Origin of the sequence: Pseudomonas sp. NPDC089534, assembly GCF_044749305.1 — a bacterium.
Classification (GTDB): domain Bacteria; phylum Pseudomonadota; class Gammaproteobacteria; order Pseudomonadales; family Pseudomonadaceae; genus Aquipseudomonas; species Aquipseudomonas ekonensis.
Window position 1 is genome coordinate 1 of record NZ_JBIVHR010000116.1, and the last position, 16,153, is coordinate 16,153.

The following is a 16,153-nucleotide window of genomic DNA, read 5'->3' on the forward strand; positions in this document are numbered from 1 at the left end:
TTCCCATCACATCATCTCGAACTTGTCGCTCATCAGCGCCGGGATGATCCCGTCGTAGCCGGTGGACACCAGCTCCAGCTTGACGCCCATGGCCTTGGTCATGGCCTTGAGGATGTCGACTTCGAAGCCGATGATCTCGCCGCGCTTGTTGGTCATCTCGAACGGCATGTAGGTCGGATCCATGCCGACCTTCAACGAACCGCGCTTGACCGCGTCGTCGATGGCGCCGGCCTGCGCCGCATTGACCGCAACCAGTGCCGTGACGCCGACCAGCAGCATCGAGAGATACTTCTTCATCTTCAAGTCCCCAAACCATTGCATGTGCGGCGCGGAAAACGACAGAGGCGGGCAAAAAAGCCCGGGCGCGCCAATTCGGGGACGGATGCTAACGCACTCGCTCGTTTGCACAAGGGTTAATGGACGATTTGTTTAACAATCGACGGCGGTTTCCCACAGCGTCCTGACGGGCATGCGGGCAGCGCAAACAAAAAAGCCCCGCCAGGAGGCGGGGCTTTCGTCAGGCCGGCTGGGCCTGCAGGCTGACCGGCGGCCGCAACGGCAGCAGCGGCGCATGCGGGTCGGCTTTCACCGACGCCCGCCAAGCGTCCAGCCAGTCGCCCAGGCCTTCGGCCCACACTTGTTCGTGCAGGCGGGCCAAGGCCACCGGATCGCTCAGCAGCTGCAGGCGGTCGTGGTTGCTCAGCGCCGCCGGGCCGACCTTGACCGCGTGACGCACGCGCTCCTGGCGCAGCCATTCGATCGGTTCGGCCTCACCGTGACGGGACGTCGCCAGCGAGCACGCCAGGGCGTTCTGCTGCGGGTCGACCACGGCGCGGACGAAACCGTCCTTCAGCGCGTGCCAACGGTTCTCGTGGGTGTACTGGTCGGTGGCCAGCAGCGCCTGCGGCGGATTGTATTCCTCGGGGATGAGGAACAGGCTCTCGTCGCGGGACTTGAGGCCCAGGCCCACACGGCTGGAGATCACCGACACCGGGATCGACAGCATCAGGGAACCGACGATCGGCACCAGCCACCACAGGAAGCTCGGGTTCAGCCAGATCACCAGCAGCGCCCAGAAGAAGCCCAGCAGCGTCTGCGGGCCGTGGCGCTTGACCGCCTCGCTCCACGGCGTGGAGTCGTCGTCACGCTGCGGCGAGTTCCAGGTCGCGGCCCAGCCCAGGAACGCGGCGAGGACGAAACGGGTGTGGAAGATCATCCGCACCGGCGCCAGCAGCATGGAGAACAGCATCTCCAGCAGCATCGACACGGTCACCTTGAACTTGCCGCCGAACTCTTTCGCGCCCTTGGCCCAGATCAGGATGATGCTCAAGAGCTTGGGCAGGAACAGCAGCACGATGGTGGTCGAGAACAGGGCGATGGCCTTGTCCGGGTGCCACTGCGGCCACAGCGGGTAGAGCTGGCGCGGTTCGAGGAAGTACTGCGGCTCCATCAGCGTGTTCACCGCCAGCAGCGCGGTGGACAGCACCAGGAAGAAGAACCACAGCGGCGCCGACAGGTACGACATCACGCCGGTGAGGAACACCGCGCGGTGCACCGGGTGCATGCCCTTGACCAGGAACAGGCGGAAGTTCATCAGGTTGCCGTGGCACCAGCGACGGTCGCGCTTGAGCTCGTCGAGCAGGTTCGGCGGCAGCTCTTCGTAGCTGCCCGGCAGGTCGTAGGCGATCCACACGCCCCAGCCGGCCCGGCGCATCAGCGCCGCTTCGACGAAGTCGTGGGACAGGATCGCACCGGAGAACGCACCCTTGCCCGGCAACGGCGCCAGGGCGCAGTGGTCGATGAACGGCTTCATCCGGATGATCGCGTTGTGGCCCCAGTAGTGGGATTCGCCCAACTGCCAGAAGTGCAGGCCGGCGGTGAACAGCGGGCCGTACACGCGGGTGGCGAACTGCTGCATGCGCGCATACAGGGTGTCCATGCCCGAGGCCCGCGGCGCGGTCTGGATGATCCCGGCGTCCGGGGTCGCTTCCATCAGGCGCACCAGGCTGGTCAGGCATTCGCCGCTCATCACCGAGTCGGCGTCCAGCACCACCATGTACTTGTAGTCGCCGCCCCAGCGACGGCAGAAGTCGTCGAGGTTGCCGCTCTTGCGCTTCACGCGGCGACGGCGGCGGCGGTAGAAGATCTTGCCGAAGCCCTTGGCCTCGCGGCAGACGTCCAGCCAGGCCTGCTGCTCGGCCACGCAGATGTCGGTGTCGTTGCTGTCGCTGAGGACGAAGAAGTCGAAGCGGTCCAGGTCACCGGTGGCGGCGACCGACTCGAACGTCGCCCGCAGGCCGGCGAACACCCGCGGCACGTCTTCGTTGCAGATCGGCATCACCAGCGCGGTGCGGGCGTCCTTGGGAATCGGCTCGTTGCCGGCGCTCTTGCCGGAGATCCGGTACTTGTCGTGACCGGTGAGCAGCTCCAGGAAGCCCATCAGCGCGGTCCAGAAACCGGCCGACACCCAGCAGAACAGGATCCCGAACATGATCAGGATGCTGGTCTGCAGCGCATACGGCAGCACTTGCGTGGCGGTCTGCAGCAGCGGCTGGTGCAGGACCTCTTCCAGGTCGACGAACGACCAGCCCTGGTACGGCATGATGCCTTTCATGTACCAGCCGGCGACGATGGTCTGGCCCAGCATCAGCAGCAGCAGGATGTAGCGGCGGATCGAACCGACGGTGCGCCAGCGGGCAGCCGGCAGCACGTTCTGGTCCTTCGGCGGCTGCGGCGGGTTGGTGCGCCCGGTCAGGCGCCGCCAGCCGCGCACCAGGATGTTGGTGCGCCATGGCTCCGGCACGACCTTGGTGCGGCGGATCGGCGGCGCGGCCTTGAGGCAGACGCGGCCGCTGGCGTCGAGCGCCAGCATTTCCGCGTCCTGCAGCTCTTCGGCGGTGCTCAGGGTCAGGCGCTTGCCCACCGAAGCCTGGGCGGCTTCGGCAGGGGCACCGAACGTGCTGGAGGACAGGCGTTCATGCAGCTCGCTGAAGGACCGGCAGCCCGCGAGTTCCGCGCGCTGCTCGTCGGTCATCGGCAGATGCGCCAGATACTCGGACAGAGTTTCCGGCTGTACTTGAGAGTTACTCATCGGCAGGCAACTGATAGCTCCAGGTCTCGGTCAGGACTTCTTCAGTCGGGGCCGATTCCGGTGTGGCTGGGGCCGCTTCGGCAGCCGCTGGCTGCTTGGCGTCTTTGTTGGCCTTTTCCTTGGCGTCTGCCGCAGGCTTGGCGTCGGCCTGCTTGGCCTCCGCTGCCTTGGCTTCCTTGTCGGCTTTTTCCTGTTGCTTGGCGGCGACCTTGTCGGCCTTGGCGACGGACGAGTTCGACGCCGGCACCGAAGTCTTGGCCAGGTCCGCCGGCACCACGTGCTGCACCAGGGCGGCGCGCATCTCGGTGGACTTGCTTGGGTCCTTGATCTTCAGGCGCAGGGTCAGGCGCCAGCCCTTGGTCTCAGGGTTGTAGCGCACATTGTTCTCGACCAGCTCGGCGTTGTCGCCGACGCTGACCTGGCTGCGCACGTCCGCGTCCGGCGACAGCGCCGACAGGGACGGGCCTTCGAAGTCCACCAGGTAGGCGACGCTGCCGTCCGGCTGACGGATCAGGTTGGACTGCTTCACGTCACCGGTGGAACGCAGGGTCTGGTTGACCCAGGCGCTGTCCGGCGCGTGCAGCGCGGCTTCGTCGATGGTCCAGTGCATGCGGTAGGCGAAGTCCAGCGGCTGGCCCGGCTCCGGCATCTTCTCCGGGCTCCAGAACGCAACGATGTTGTCGTTGGTCTCGTCGGCGGTCGGGATCTCCACCAGGTCGACGGTGCCCTTGCCCCACTCGCCCTTCGGCTCGATCCAGGCGCTCGGACGCTTGTCGTAGCGGTCGTCGAGGTCTTCATAGTGGCTGAAGTCGCGGCCACGCTGCAGCAGGCCGAAACCGCGCGGGTTCTCGACGCTGAAGTTGCTCACGGCCAGGTGTTTCGGGTTGTTCAGCGGACGCCAGATCCACTCGCCGTTGCCGGCATGGATCGACAGGCCGCTGGAGTCATGCAGTTCGCGGCGGTAGTTGAGCACTTTCGACGGCTGGTTGGCGCCGAACAGGTACATGCTGGTCAGCGGCGCGATGCCGAGCTTGCCGACCTTGTCGCGCAGGAACATCTGCGCCTTGACGTCGACGATGGTGTCGCTGCCCGGACGCAGGATCAGGCGGTAGGCGCCGGTGGCGCGCGGCGAGTCCAGCAGGGCGAAGATCACCAGGTGCTTGTCGCCCGGCTTAGGCTGCTGGATCCAGAACTCGCGAAAGCGCGGGAACTCTTCGCCCGACGGCAGGGCGGTGTCGATGGCCAGGCCGCGGGCCGACAGGCCGTAGGTGTGGCCCTTGCCGACGACGCGGAAGTAGCTCGCGCCCAGCATGGTCATGATTTCGTCTTGCTTGTCGGCCTTGTTGATCGGGTACAGCACACGGAAGCCGGCGTAGCCCAGCTGCTCGGTGGCCTTCGGATCGAACTGCAGGTCGCCGAAATCGAAACGGGACGGGTCGTACTTGATCTCTTCGACGGTGTTCGCGGTGATTTCGTTGATTTTCACCGGTGTATCGAAGTGCATGCCCTGGTGGTAGAAGGACAGCTTGAACGGCGTCTTCTGGTCGGCCCACTCGGCTTTTTCGGTGCGGAAACGGATCTTCTGGTAGTCCGCGAACTTCATTTCGCGGAACTCGTTCGGCAGGTTGCTGCGCGGGGCCTCGAACTTCTGCCCGGCCAGCTCTTTAGCCTTGGCGGATACATCGTCCAGATTGAACGCCCAAAGCTGGCCGGCGCTGAGCAGGCACAGGAGCGCCGAGCCCGCTACCAGCGCGCTTCGCATGCGTTTGGCAGACATTCTTGCTGCATTACAGGGACTAACAATCACGAGCAACCCTCGCCGAAAACAGATCAAAAAACCAACGGCCAGCTATCTATGTGCCAGGTTGGCGAGCATTGTTCCGACTCCGCTGGGGCGAAATGATTCCCCAATCGGATCCGTCCAAGTCTCTACCTAAGTCAAAATGGATCAACGAACGCTGATCCCCATAGCGCGCGATTATCTAGTAGCCCGCGTGACAACGCATCAGGGGCAACAAAGTATTTATCGCGAAAATTCCCTGTTTTCAGTCGAAAAGCCCTTGAAATGATGTTTCAAGGGCTTTCATGTCTGTAACAGAAAGGTTACCGGGCCATCGTTGACCAGGTGCACCTGCATATCCGCGCCGAATCTACCTGATGCCACAGTGCCATGCACCTGTTTCGCTTTGCCCAATAGATAGTCGAACAGTTCCTCGCCCAGGGCCGGAGGGGCCGCGGTCGAGAAACTCGGGCGCAACCCGCTTCGGGTGTCGGCGGCGAGGGTGAACTGAGAGACCAGCAGCAGCCCGCCGCCCACGTCCGCCAAGGACAGGTTCATCTTGCCCTCGGCGTCACTGAATACCCGATAGTTAAGCAGCTTATGCAGAAGTTTGTCGGCGCTGGCCCGCGTGTCGTCGGGTTCGACGGCCACCAGCACCAGCAGCCCCTGGTCGATCGAGCCGACCGTCTCCCCCGCCACGTCGACCCGCGCGCCCTTCACGCGCTGCAGCAGCCCCTTCATGCTTCTTCGGGCGGCAGGTCGAGCAGGCGGCGCGCCATCTTGCTCGCCGCGCGCACCAGCGCATCGGTGATGCCCGGTTCCGACGCGGCGTGGCCGGCGTCGCGGATCACCTGCAGCTCGCTGTTCGGCCAGGCCTGGTGCAGCTCCCAGGCGTTGTCCAGCGGGCAGATCACGTCGTAGCGGCCGTGGATGATCACGCCCGGCAGGTGGGCGATCTTGCCCATGTCGCGGATCAGCTGGTTCGGTTCGAGGAAGGCGTTGTTGGTGAAGTAGTGGCATTCGATCCGGGCGATGGACAACGCGCGCTGCGGCTCGGAGAAGCGGTCGACCACCAGCGGGTTCGGCCGCAGGGTCGCGGTGCGCCCTTCCCAGATCGACCAGGCCTTGGCGGCGTGCATCTGGGCGATCTGGTCGTTGCCGGTCAGGCGCTTGTGGAAGGCGCCGAGCAGGTCGTCGCGCTCCTCCGGCGGGATCGGCGCGATGTAGTCCTGCCAGTAGTCGGGGAACAGGCGGCTGGCGCCGGCCTGGTAGAACCACTCGATTTCCTGCGGACGGCAGAGGAAGATCCCGCGCAGGATCAGCCCGTGCACCCGCTCCGGGTGGGTCTGGGCGTAGGCCAGCGCCAGGGTCGAGCCCCAGGAGCCGCCGAACAGCACCCATTTGTCGATGCCCAGGTGCTTGCGGATGCGCTCAAGGTCCTCGACCAGATCCCAGGTGGTGTTGTTCTCCAGGCTGGCGTGGGGGGTGGAGCGTCCGCAGCCGCGCTGGTCGAAGGTGACGATGCGGTACAGGTTCGGGTCGAAGTAGCGGCGGCTCTGGGCGTCGCAACCGGCGCCGGGGCCGCCGTGGATGAACACCACCGGCAGGCCTTCCGGCGAGCCGCTTTCATCGACGTACAGCGTGTGGGTTCCATCGACGGCCAGATCGTGCCGGGCATGGGGTTTGATCTGCGGAAACAAAGTCTGCATTGCGCGCTCCGTAAGGGGTCGAGGTCATCCCTGGGGGGACTTCTATTATTCTGCCGTCCGGCATCATAAACCCGATTCACGTCAATGAGCATGCCCGCTCGCAGTCACAATTTGTCAGCCATGAACCTCAGCAGGCTGTCGTACAGGCGGTCGACCTCGGGCACCCGTCCACGGCCGCGCAGGCAACCGTGCACCAGCCCTTCGCCATAGTGGAGGGCGGCCTCGCCGCCGGCGGCGGCCAGCCGTTCGGCGTAACGCACGCCGTCGTCGCGCAGCGGATCGAACTCGGCCACGGCGATCCAGGCCGGCGGCAAGCGGCCGAAGTCCTGCGCCAGGAGCGGCATGGCGCAGGCGTCGGGCTGCGGGGTGCCGCGCAGGTACAGCGCGTGGTAGCAGTCGACGTCGCTGCTGCTGAGCAGCGGCGCATCGGCGCATTCGCTGCGCGACGGCAGACGGTCATCGCCGCCGAGCCCCGGATAGATCAGCGCCTGGGCCACCGGCAGCGGCTCGCCGGCATCGCGCAGGGCCAGGCACAACGCGGCGGCGAGGTTGCCGCCGGCGCTGTCGCCGGCCACCAGCAGGCGCTGCGGATCCAGCGCCAGCCCGGCGCCGCGCAAGCCGCGCCAGACGCTCAGGCAATCGTCGAACCCGGCGGGGAACGGATGCTCCGGCGCCAGCCGGTAGTCCACCGCCACCACCCTCGCCCCCAACCGCATCGCCAGTTCGAAGCAGATGAAGTCGTGGGAGTCCAGGCCGCCGACCACCCATCCGCCGCCGTGCAGGTACAGCACGCACGGCCAGCCCTCGGCCGGCGGCGCGAGGGGCGGCAGGTAGGACCTGACCGGCACGCCGTTCAGCGGGAAGTCCTCCACCGCCAGCCCTTGCGGACGGGCCGGGGTGAACGCCCGGCACATGCTGTCGTAGGCCTTGCGCAGTCCGGTCAGGCTGGAGTCCTCTGCGGTATGGCTCAGGGTTTCGGCGACGAATGCGGCCATTTCGGCGGAAAGCGGATAAGTAGACATGTCACCTCGATTCGACGGTGTCCGTTGATTGTGGCGAGGGAGCTTGCTCCCGCTGGCCTGCGCAGCAGGCCCGTCCGTCAAGGGGCCGCTGCGCGCCCCAGCGGGAGCAAGCGCCTTCGCCACAAGGCATCAGTTTTTCAGGCTGGCCTGCACCGTGGCCGCACCGTCCTGGCCGTCGAAGCTGCTGACCCCCGCCAGCCAACGCTGCAAGTCCTCAGGATGTTCGCGCAGCCACTTCTTCGCCACTTCCTGGGGTGTCTTGCGTTCCATGATCGGCACCATCAGCTGGCTTTCCTGGGCGGCGGTGAAGGTCAGGTTCTCCAGCAACCGGTAGACGTTGGGGCAACGCTCGGCGTAGTCCGGGGACGTCACGCTCGACACGGTCGCGGCGCCTTCGTTGGGGCCGTAGACGTCTTCGCTGCCGGTCAGGTAGGTGATCTTCATGTTGATGTTCATCGGGTGCGGGGTCCAGCCGACGAACACCACGAATTCCTTGCGGTTCACCGCCCGCTGCACGGCGGCGAGCATGCCGGCCTCGCCGGACTCGACGATCTTGAAGTCCTTCAGGCCGAAGCGGTCGGTGTCGATCAGGGTCTTGATGGTGGTGTTGGCGCCGCTGCCGGGTTCGATGCCGTAGATCTTGCCGCCCAGCCGATCCTTGAATTTCGCGATGTCGGCGAAAGTCTTCAGGCCCGCCTCGGCGACGTAGTCCGGCACCGCCAGGGTGGCCTGGGCATCGGCCAGGCTCGGTTTGTCCATGACCTTGACCTGTTTGGCCGCCAGGAACGGCGCGATGTTATTGTCCATCGCCGGCTTCCAGTACCCCAGGAAGATGTCGAGGCGCTTGTCGCGGATGCCGGCGAAGATGATCTGCTGCACGGCGCTGGTCTGTTTGCTTTCGTAGCCCAGGCCGTTGAGCAGCACGTCGGCCATGCCGCTGGTGGCGATCACGTCGGTCCAGTTGACCACGCCCATCCGCACGGTTTTGCAGGAGGGGTCGTCATTGGCCAGGACAGGGGCGCTGAGCAGGGCACTGCTCGCGAGGATTAACGCACAACGAGTGAACAGTCTTTTCATGGGATCGTCTCGTGCGGCAGCGGTTTTATTGTCGGATCGGTGTCTTCATGCACCGTGGCCGAAACATTACGCAGCAGACGGGACGCAAAAGCGACCTGTGGCGACCGGGATTTGCACTGGGGCGACTGTCTTGCGGTGCCTGGCCGACGCCATCGCCAGCAGGCTGGCTCCCACAGGGCTCCCCGCAGAACCTTGTAGGAGCGAGCCTGCTCGCGAAAGCGGTGTGTCATTCAAACAGGATGTCGCCTGACACGACGCCTTCGCGAGCAGGCTCGCTCCCACAAGGATTTGGATCAGCCATCAAGCTGCGTAACGCCCCTGCGCCCAGCCCAGCAGGCCCTGCAGCAGTTCCTTGAGCACCGCCCGCGTCGGCTCCGCCAGGTCGGCGCGGTAGCGGAACGGTTCGAACTCTTCCATGTAGGTGCACTGGCCCAGCTCCAGCTGCACGGCATGGATGTGCTCGGCCGGGTTGCCGTAGTGGCGGGTGATGTGGCCGCCCTTGAAGCGTCCGTTGAGCACGTGGCTGTAGTCGCCGTGGCGGGCGCAGATGGCTTCCAGCTGCGTGGCCAGCTGCGGGTCGCAACTGGCGCCGTTGAAGGTGCCGAGGTTGAAGTCCGGCAGCTTGCCGTCGAACAGGTGCGGGATCACCGAGCGGATCGAGTGCGCATCGAACAGCAGCGCGTAGCCGAACTCGGCCTTCAGCCGCGCCAGCTCTTGCTGCAGGGTGCGGTGGTACGGCGTCCAGATCTGTTCCAGATAGGTCGCGCGCTCGTCTTTCGACGGCTCCAGCCCTTCCTGGAACAACGGGATGCCGTCGAACAGGGTGGCCGGGTACAGGCCGGTGGTCGCCCCCGCATACAGCGGCTTGTCGTCGGACGGCCGGTTGAGGTCGATGACGAACCGCGAATACTCGGCAGCCAACGTGCTGGCGCCCAGTTCCTGGGCGAAGTCGTACAGCTGGGGGATGTGCCAGTCGGTGTCCGGCAGGCTTTTCGCCGCCGGGATCAGCCCGGCCTCGACCGCCGGCGTCAGGCGCACGCCGGCATGGGGCATGCTGATCAGCAGCGGCACGCGGCCTTGTTTGAAGCTCAGAACCTTATCCACAACCGCTCTCCTACAGGCTTGATTCGACGCCGTGACGCACGACGCGTTTGTCCAGTTCGCCGCCCAGCCAGTAGGCCAGGTCCGCTGGCCGGTCGATTTGCCAGGCGACGAAATCCGCGACCTTGCCGACCTCCAGCGAGCCGTGGGTGGCGGCCATGCCCAGTGCCTGGGCCGCGTGGATCGTCGCACCGGCCAGGGCCTCTTCCGGGGTCATGCGGAAGCAGGTGCAGGCCATGTTCAGCATCAGGCGCAGCGACAGCGCCGGCGAGGTGCCGGGGTTGAGGTCGCTGGCGACGGCGATCTTCACCTTGTGCTTGCGCAGGGCGTCCATCGGCGGCAACTGGGTTTCGCGCAGGAAGTAGAACGCCCCCGGCAGCAATACCGCGACCGTGTCGGACTCGGCCATGGCGATGGCGTCCTCTTCGGTCATGAATTCCAGGTGATCGGCGGACAGCGCGCGGTAGCGCGCCGCCAGGCTGGAGCCGTGCAGCGACGACAACTGTTCGGCGTGCAGCTTCACCGGCAGGCCGAGCTTTTGCGCAGCGACGAAGACCCGCTCGACCTGCTCCGGCGAAAACGCCAGGTATTCGCAGAACGCGTCCACCGCGTCCACCAGCCCTTCGGCGGCCAGCGCGGGCAGCATCTCGGCGCAGATGTGGTCGATGTAGGCGTCGGCGCGGTCGGCGTATTCCGGCGGCAGCGCATGGGCGGCCAGGCAAGTGCTGCGCACGCTGATCGGCAGTTCGTCGGCCAGGCGCCGGATGACCCGCAGGATCTTGCGCTCGCTGGCCAGGTCCAGGCCGTAGCCGGACTTCATTTCGACCGTGGTCACGCCGTCGCGCATCAGGCTGCGCAGACGCTTGGCGGCGCTGGCGAACAGCTCGTCCTCGGACGCCTCGCGGGTGGCGCGCACGGTGCTGGCGATGCCGCCGCCCTGGGCGGCGATCTCGGCGTAGCTGACGCCTTGCAGGCGCTTCTCGAACTCGCCGCTGCGGTTGCCGCCGAACACGGTGTGGGTGTGGCAGTCGATCAGGCCGGGGGTGACCCACGCGCCCTGCAAGTCGTTGACCGCCGGGTATTCGCCCGCCGGCAATTGATGGCGCGGGCCGATCCACTCGATGAGCGCACCGGACGTCACGATCGCCGCGTCCTCGATGATCGAGTAGGCGCCCTGCGCCATGGTCGCGACGTGGCAGTGTTGCCAGAGGGTTTTCATCCCTTAGTCTCCACAGTATTCAAATTCGGATCGCCAGCAGGTTGGCTCCTAAAGGTGTTGCCTGCTGGCCTCTTCAGGTTTTGCACGGCCCCTTGTGGGAGCCAGCCTGCTGGCGATGAGGCCATCACAGGCTCGGCAGCAGTTGCGCCGGCACCAGCGCGCTCAGGCAGCGCGACGCCAGCAGCCCGGTCGCCGCATCGATGTCCGGCGCGAAGAAGCGGTCCTTCTCGTAGAACGGCACCTCGGCGCGCAGGGCCGCGCGGGCCTGCTCCAGCGCCGGCGAGCTTTTCAGGCCGTCGCGCAGGTCCAGCCCCTGGGCCGCCGCCAGCCATTCCACCGCGAGGATCCCCCGGGTGTTCTCGGCCATTTCCCACAGGCGCTTGCCGGCGGCCGGGGCCATCGACACGTGGTCTTCCTGGTTGGCGGAGGTCGGCAGGCTGTCCACCGAGTGCGGATGGGACAGCGCCTTGTTCTCGCTGGCCAGCGCCGCCGCCGTCACCTGGGCGATCATGAAACCGGAGTTCACCCCGCCGTTGGCCACCAGGAACGGCGGCAACTGCGACATGTGCTTGTCCATCATCAGCGAGATGCGCCGCTCGCTCAGGGAACCGATCTCGGCGATGGCCAGGGCCATGTTGTCGGCGGCCATGGCCACCGGCTCGGCGTGGAAGTTGCCGCCGGAGATCACGTCGCCCTCGGCGGCGAACACCAGCGGGTTGTCGGACACCGCGTTGGCTTCGACCGCCAGCACCTCGGCGGCCTGGCGGAACTGGGTCAGGCACGCGCCCATGACCTGCGGCTGGCAGCGCAGGGAGTACGGGTCCTGCACCTTCTCGCAGTTCTGGTGCGAATCGGACACCTCGCTGCGCTCGCCCAGCAGGTGGCGGTAGGCGGCAGCGGCGTCGATCTGGCCTTTCTGGCCACGGGCCGCGTGAATGCGCGCATCGAACGGCGAACGCGAGCCGAGCACCGCCTCGACGGTCAGGCCGCCCACGGCCAGCGCGCCGGCGAACAGGTCTTCGCCCTCGAACAGGCCGCGCAGGGCGAACGCGGTGGACACCTGGGTGCCGTTGAGCAGCGCCAGGCCCTCCTTCGCCGCCAGGGTCAGCGGCTTGAGGCCGGCGACCTTCAGCGCCTCGACGGCCGGCAGCCATTCGCCCTTGTGGCGCGCCTTGCCCTCGCCCAGCAGCACCAGCGACATGTGCGCCAGCGGCGCGAGGTCGCCGGAGGCGCCGACCGAGCCCTTGAGCGGGATGTGCGGGTAGACCTCGGCGTTGACCAGCGCGATCAGCGCGTCGATCACCTGCCGGCGGATGCCGGAGAAGCCGCGGCTGAGGCTGTTGACCTTGAGCACCATGATCAGGCGGCACAGCGCGTCGCTGACCGGCTCGCCGACGCCGGCGGCGTGGGAGAGCACCAGGGAGCGCTGCAGGTTCTCAAGGTCCGCGCTGGCGATGCGGGTCGAGGCCAGCAGGCCGAAGCCGGTGTTGATGCCGTAGGCGGTGCGGTTCTCGGCGATGATCCGCTCGACGCAGGCGACGCTGGCGTCGATCTGCGCCGAGGCGCTGTCGTCGAGGGTCAGCGTGACCGGGTTCTGGTAGACGTCACGCAGTTGGGCCAGGGTGAGTTGGCCGGGGGTCAGGTTCAGCGCGGTCATGCTTGTGCTCCTTTTGAGAGGTTCTTGTTCATTCACCAGACGCTCCGGAGAGATCCGTTGTCCGTCGCTTCCCGCCTTGTGGGCGGGCTGGCGCCTTGGCACGCTGGTTTGCAGGGGGAATCAGTTCACGTCGGGCAAGGCCTTGCGCAACAGCTCCGGGTCCTTCAGCACGCCGGCCGCACGGGCGATGTCCGGCGCCAGCCAGCGGTCCTGGTCATAGGCCGGCACGTGCTCGCGCAGCAACCGCCACGCCTTGCCGGTGCCGGCGCCGAAGCGCTGGCCTTGCAGGAACTCGAAGGCCTGGGCCGCCAGCAGGTACTCGATGGCGAGGATCTGCGTGCAGTTCTCCAGCGCGCGGTGCAGCTTGAGCGCGGCATTGGTGCCCATGCTCAGGTGGTCTTCCTGAAGGCCCGAGGTCACATAGTTGTCGAGCACCGCCGGTTGCGCCAACTGACGGTTCTCCGCGCACAGCGAAGCGGCGACGTACTGCACGATCATCATTCCGGAGTTCACCCCCGGATTCGCCACCAGGAACGCCGGCAGGCCGCTGACGTGCGGGTTGACCAGGCGATCCAGGCGCCGCTCGGCGATCGAGCCGACCTCGGCCATGGCGATGGCCAGCAGGTCCGCCGCCAGCGCCACCGACTGCCCGTGCGGGTTGGCCTGGGACATCACCCGGAAGTCGTCCGGCGTGCCCAGCAGCAACGGGTTGTCGGTGCAGCCGTTGAGCTCGGTCTCCACCTGGCGGACCGCGTGCGCCAGTTGATCGCGCGCCGCGCCGTGCACCTGGGGAATCGAACGGATGCTCAAGGCGTCCTGGGTGCGGATGCCCTTGCTCGACGCGATCACTTCGCTGCCGTCGAGCAGCGCCCGCAGGTTGACGCCCACCTGCTGCATGCCGGGGTGCGGCTTGAGCGCGATGATCTCGGCGTCGAACGCGGCGATCTGGCCGCGCTGGGCCTCGAAGCTCATGGCGCCGATCACGTCGGCCCACTGCACCAGACGCGTGGCGTCGGCGATGGCCAAGCAGCTCAGGCCGGTCATGCACGGCGTGCCGTTGACCAGGCACAGCCCGTCCTTCGCCCCCAGCTGCACCGGTTGCAGGCCCTCTTCGGCCAGCGCCTGCTGCGCGGCGACGATCTGCCCGCGGTAGCTGACGCTGCCCACGCCCAGCAGCGCGATGCCGATGTGGGCCATGTGGGTCAGGTAACCCACCGAGCCCTGGGACGGCACCTGCGGGGTGATGCCGCGGTTGAGCAGCGCCAGCAGCGCTTCGACCACCCGGCGGTGCACGCCGGACTTGCCCTGGCTGAAGTTGCGGATGGCCGCGCACAGGATCGCCCGCGTCTGCTCGTCGGCCAGCACCGGGCCGACGCCGCATGCATGGCTGAGCAACGTGTTGCGCGACAGCTGGCTGAGCTGTTCGTCCTTGAGCGACACGTTGCACAGCGCACCGAGGCCGGTGTTCACGCCATAGGCGCGTTCGCCGCTTTCGACGATGCGCTGGACGATGGCCTGGGCGTTCTCGATGCGTGCCCAGGCGCTGGCCGACAACTCGAGCGGCGCACCGTGACGGGCCACGGCGACCACATCCTGCCAACGCATCGGGGCGTCGGCGATAACGATTTTTTCAGCCTGGGACATCTGAAACCTCATACCAATTCTGTCGATGGATCAGCCTGTGGCGAGGGAGCTTGCTCCCGCTGGCCTGCACCGCAGGCCCATCGCATCGAGGGCCGCTTCGCGCCCCAGCGAGAGCAAGCTCCCTCGCCACAACGGCAGTCTTGCCCTGAATCTACTCAAACCACCGCCGCCCGCCGCTGCACGAAGCGGTCCACGTATTCGTCCGCCGGCGAGTGCAGGATCTCCTTCGGCGTGCCGACCTGGATCAGGCGGCCGTCCTTGAGGATCGCGATGCGGTTGCCGATGCGCACGGCCTCGTCGAGGTCGTGGGTGATGAACACGATGGTCTTGTGCAGGGTCTTCTGCAGCTCCAGCAACTGATCCTGCATCTCGGCGCGGATCAGCGGATCGAGGGCGCTGAACGCCTCGTCCATCAGGATGATGTCAGTGTCCGCCGCCAGGGCCCGGGCCAGGCCGACGCGCTGGCGCATGCCGCCGGAGAGCTGGTGCGGGTATTTGTTTTCGTAGCCCTTGAGGCCCACGGTGTTGATCCAGTGCAGCGCGCGCTCGGTGCACAGCTGCTTGCTTTCGCCGCGCACCTTCAGGCCGTAGGCGACGTTGTCCAGCACGCTCTTGTGCGGCAGCAGGCCGAAGCTCTGGAACACCATGCTGATCTTGTGCCGGCGGAATTCGCGCAGGGCGTCCATGTCGTACTGCAGGATGTCCACGCCGTCCACCAGGATCGCGCCGCTGGTCGGGTCGATCAGGCGGTTGAAGTGGCGCACCAGCGTGGACTTGCCGGAACCGGACAGCCCCATGATCACGAAGATCTCGCCGGTGCCGATGCTCAGGGACAGGTCGTTGACCCCGACCACGCAACCGGTCTCGTTGAGCACCTGCTCCTTGGTCTTGCCCTGGCCGACCATGGACAGGGCGTCCTTGGCGCGGTTGCCGAAAATCTTGAAGACGTTCTTGACTTCGATCTTGCTCACGGTTGCGTTGCTCATTTGCTCACCTCATGCCGCGCACGACCGTAGGCCTGGGTAATGCGGTCGATGACCACAGCGAGAATCACGATGGCCAGACCGGCTTCGAGGCCGCGTCCGACGTTGAGGGTCTGGATGCCCACCAGCACGTCTTCGCCCAGGCCCCGGGCGCCGATCATCGAGGCGATCACCACCATCGACAGGGCCATCATCGTGGTCTGGTTGATCCCGGCCATGATGCTCGGCAGGGCCAGCGGCAGCTGCACGCCGAACAGTTGCTGCCAACGGTTGGCGCCGAAGGCGTTGATCGCCTCCATCACCTCGCCGTCGACCTGGCGGATGCCAAGGTCAGTCAGGCGGATCAGCGGCGGCGCGGCGTAGATCACGGTGGCGAAGATCGCCGGCACCTTGCCCAGGCCGAACAGCATCAGCACCGGGATCAGGTACACGAAGCTGGGCATGGTCTGCATGATGTCGAGCAGCGGCATCAGCACCGACCGCAGGCGGTCGCTGCGCGCCGAGAGGATCCCCAGCGGCACGCCGATCAGCACCGAGATCAGCGTCGCCACCAGCATCAGCGCCAGGGTCTGCATGAGCTTGTCCCACAGGCCGACGGCGCCGACCAGGAACAGCAGGCCGACGATCACGCCGGTGGTGACCAGCTTGCGGGTGGCGTGCCAGGCGATGCCGGCGACGATGGCCAGCATCAGCCACCACGGCACGGCGCGCAGCAGGCCCTCAAGGTTGACGATGGCCCACAGCAGGGTGTCGGAGATGTGGCGGAACACGTCGCCGTAGTTGGTGACCAGTTTGTCGACCCAACCGTTGACCCAGTCGGCGATGGCCACCACTTGCAGGCTGGCGTCGAGCCAGTCCAGCGCCACGCGG

General features: G+C 66.5%; 12 protein-coding genes and 1 pseudogene. All 13 read right to left on the reverse strand.

What is annotated here, in order from left to right:
• Positions 1-9: 9 nt before the first annotated feature.
• A pseudogene (locus tag ACIP0B_RS25060) lies at positions 10-297 on the reverse strand (transporter substrate-binding domain-containing protein); the annotation flags it as partial.
• A gap of 220 nt (positions 298-517) precedes the next feature.
• Positions 518-3,091 (reverse strand): glucans biosynthesis glucosyltransferase MdoH, encoded by a 2,574-nt coding sequence (gene mdoH / locus ACIP0B_RS25065; RefSeq protein ID WP_400837053.1) that lies wholly within the window; start codon positions 3,089-3,091, stop codon positions 518-520.
• Positions 3,084-4,868 (reverse strand): glucan biosynthesis protein G, encoded by a 1,785-nt coding sequence (locus ACIP0B_RS25070; RefSeq protein WP_400837056.1) that lies wholly within the window; start codon positions 4,866-4,868, stop codon positions 3,084-3,086. The genes mdoH and ACIP0B_RS25070 overlap by 8 nt, the downstream gene beginning before the upstream one ends.
• A 306-nt stretch (positions 4,869-5,174) precedes the next feature.
• On the reverse strand, positions 5,175-5,612 hold the full coding sequence (dtd, locus tag ACIP0B_RS25075) for a D-aminoacyl-tRNA deacylase (RefSeq protein ID WP_085585489.1): 438 nt from the start codon (positions 5,610-5,612) through the stop codon (positions 5,175-5,177).
• Positions 5,609-6,580 carry a prolyl aminopeptidase gene (pip, locus tag ACIP0B_RS25080; protein WP_085585491.1) on the reverse strand — a complete coding sequence of 324 codons (972 nt, stop codon included), beginning with the start codon at positions 6,578-6,580 and terminating at the stop codon, positions 5,609-5,611. Before pip ends, dtd begins: the two co-directional genes overlap by 4 nt.
• Before the next feature lie 104 nt (positions 6,581-6,684).
• Entirely contained in the window at positions 6,685-7,602 is a 918-nt protein-coding gene (locus tag ACIP0B_RS25085) for an alpha/beta hydrolase (protein WP_400837060.1), read from the reverse strand.
• 129 nt (positions 7,603-7,731) lie between these two features.
• Entirely contained in the window at positions 7,732-8,679 is a 948-nt protein-coding gene (locus tag ACIP0B_RS25090) for a choline ABC transporter substrate-binding protein (RefSeq protein ID WP_400837063.1), read from the reverse strand.
• Positions 8,680-8,979: 300 nt separating this feature from the next.
• Entirely contained in the window at positions 8,980-9,783 is an 804-nt protein-coding gene (gene hutG / locus ACIP0B_RS25095) for an N-formylglutamate deformylase (RefSeq protein ID WP_400837066.1), read from the reverse strand.
• 10 nt (positions 9,784-9,793) lie between these two features.
• On the reverse strand, positions 9,794-10,999 hold the full coding sequence (gene hutI / locus ACIP0B_RS25100) for an imidazolonepropionase (protein ID WP_400837069.1): 1,206 nt from the start codon (positions 10,997-10,999) through the stop codon (positions 9,794-9,796).
• Between the two features lie 124 nt (positions 11,000-11,123).
• Positions 11,124-12,656, reverse strand: coding sequence for a histidine ammonia-lyase (hutH, locus tag ACIP0B_RS25105; protein WP_400837072.1), 1,533 nt, complete (start codon positions 12,654-12,656; stop codon positions 11,124-11,126).
• Between the two features lie 120 nt (positions 12,657-12,776).
• Complete coding sequence (gene hutH / locus ACIP0B_RS25110; RefSeq protein WP_400837075.1) at positions 12,777-14,300, reverse strand: histidine ammonia-lyase; 1,524 nt, start codon at positions 14,298-14,300, stop codon at positions 12,777-12,779.
• A gap of 155 nt (positions 14,301-14,455) precedes the next feature.
• Positions 14,456-15,286 carry a glycine betaine/L-proline ABC transporter ATP-binding protein gene (locus ACIP0B_RS25115; RefSeq protein ID WP_217894029.1) on the reverse strand — a complete coding sequence of 277 codons (831 nt, stop codon included), beginning with the start codon at positions 15,284-15,286 and terminating at the stop codon, positions 14,456-14,458.
• Entirely contained in the window at positions 15,283-16,122 is an 840-nt protein-coding gene (locus ACIP0B_RS25120; RefSeq protein ID WP_400837079.1) for an ABC transporter permease, read from the reverse strand. The genes ACIP0B_RS25115 and ACIP0B_RS25120 overlap by 4 nt, the downstream gene beginning before the upstream one ends.
• Between the last annotated feature and the right edge of the window lie 31 nt (positions 16,123-16,153).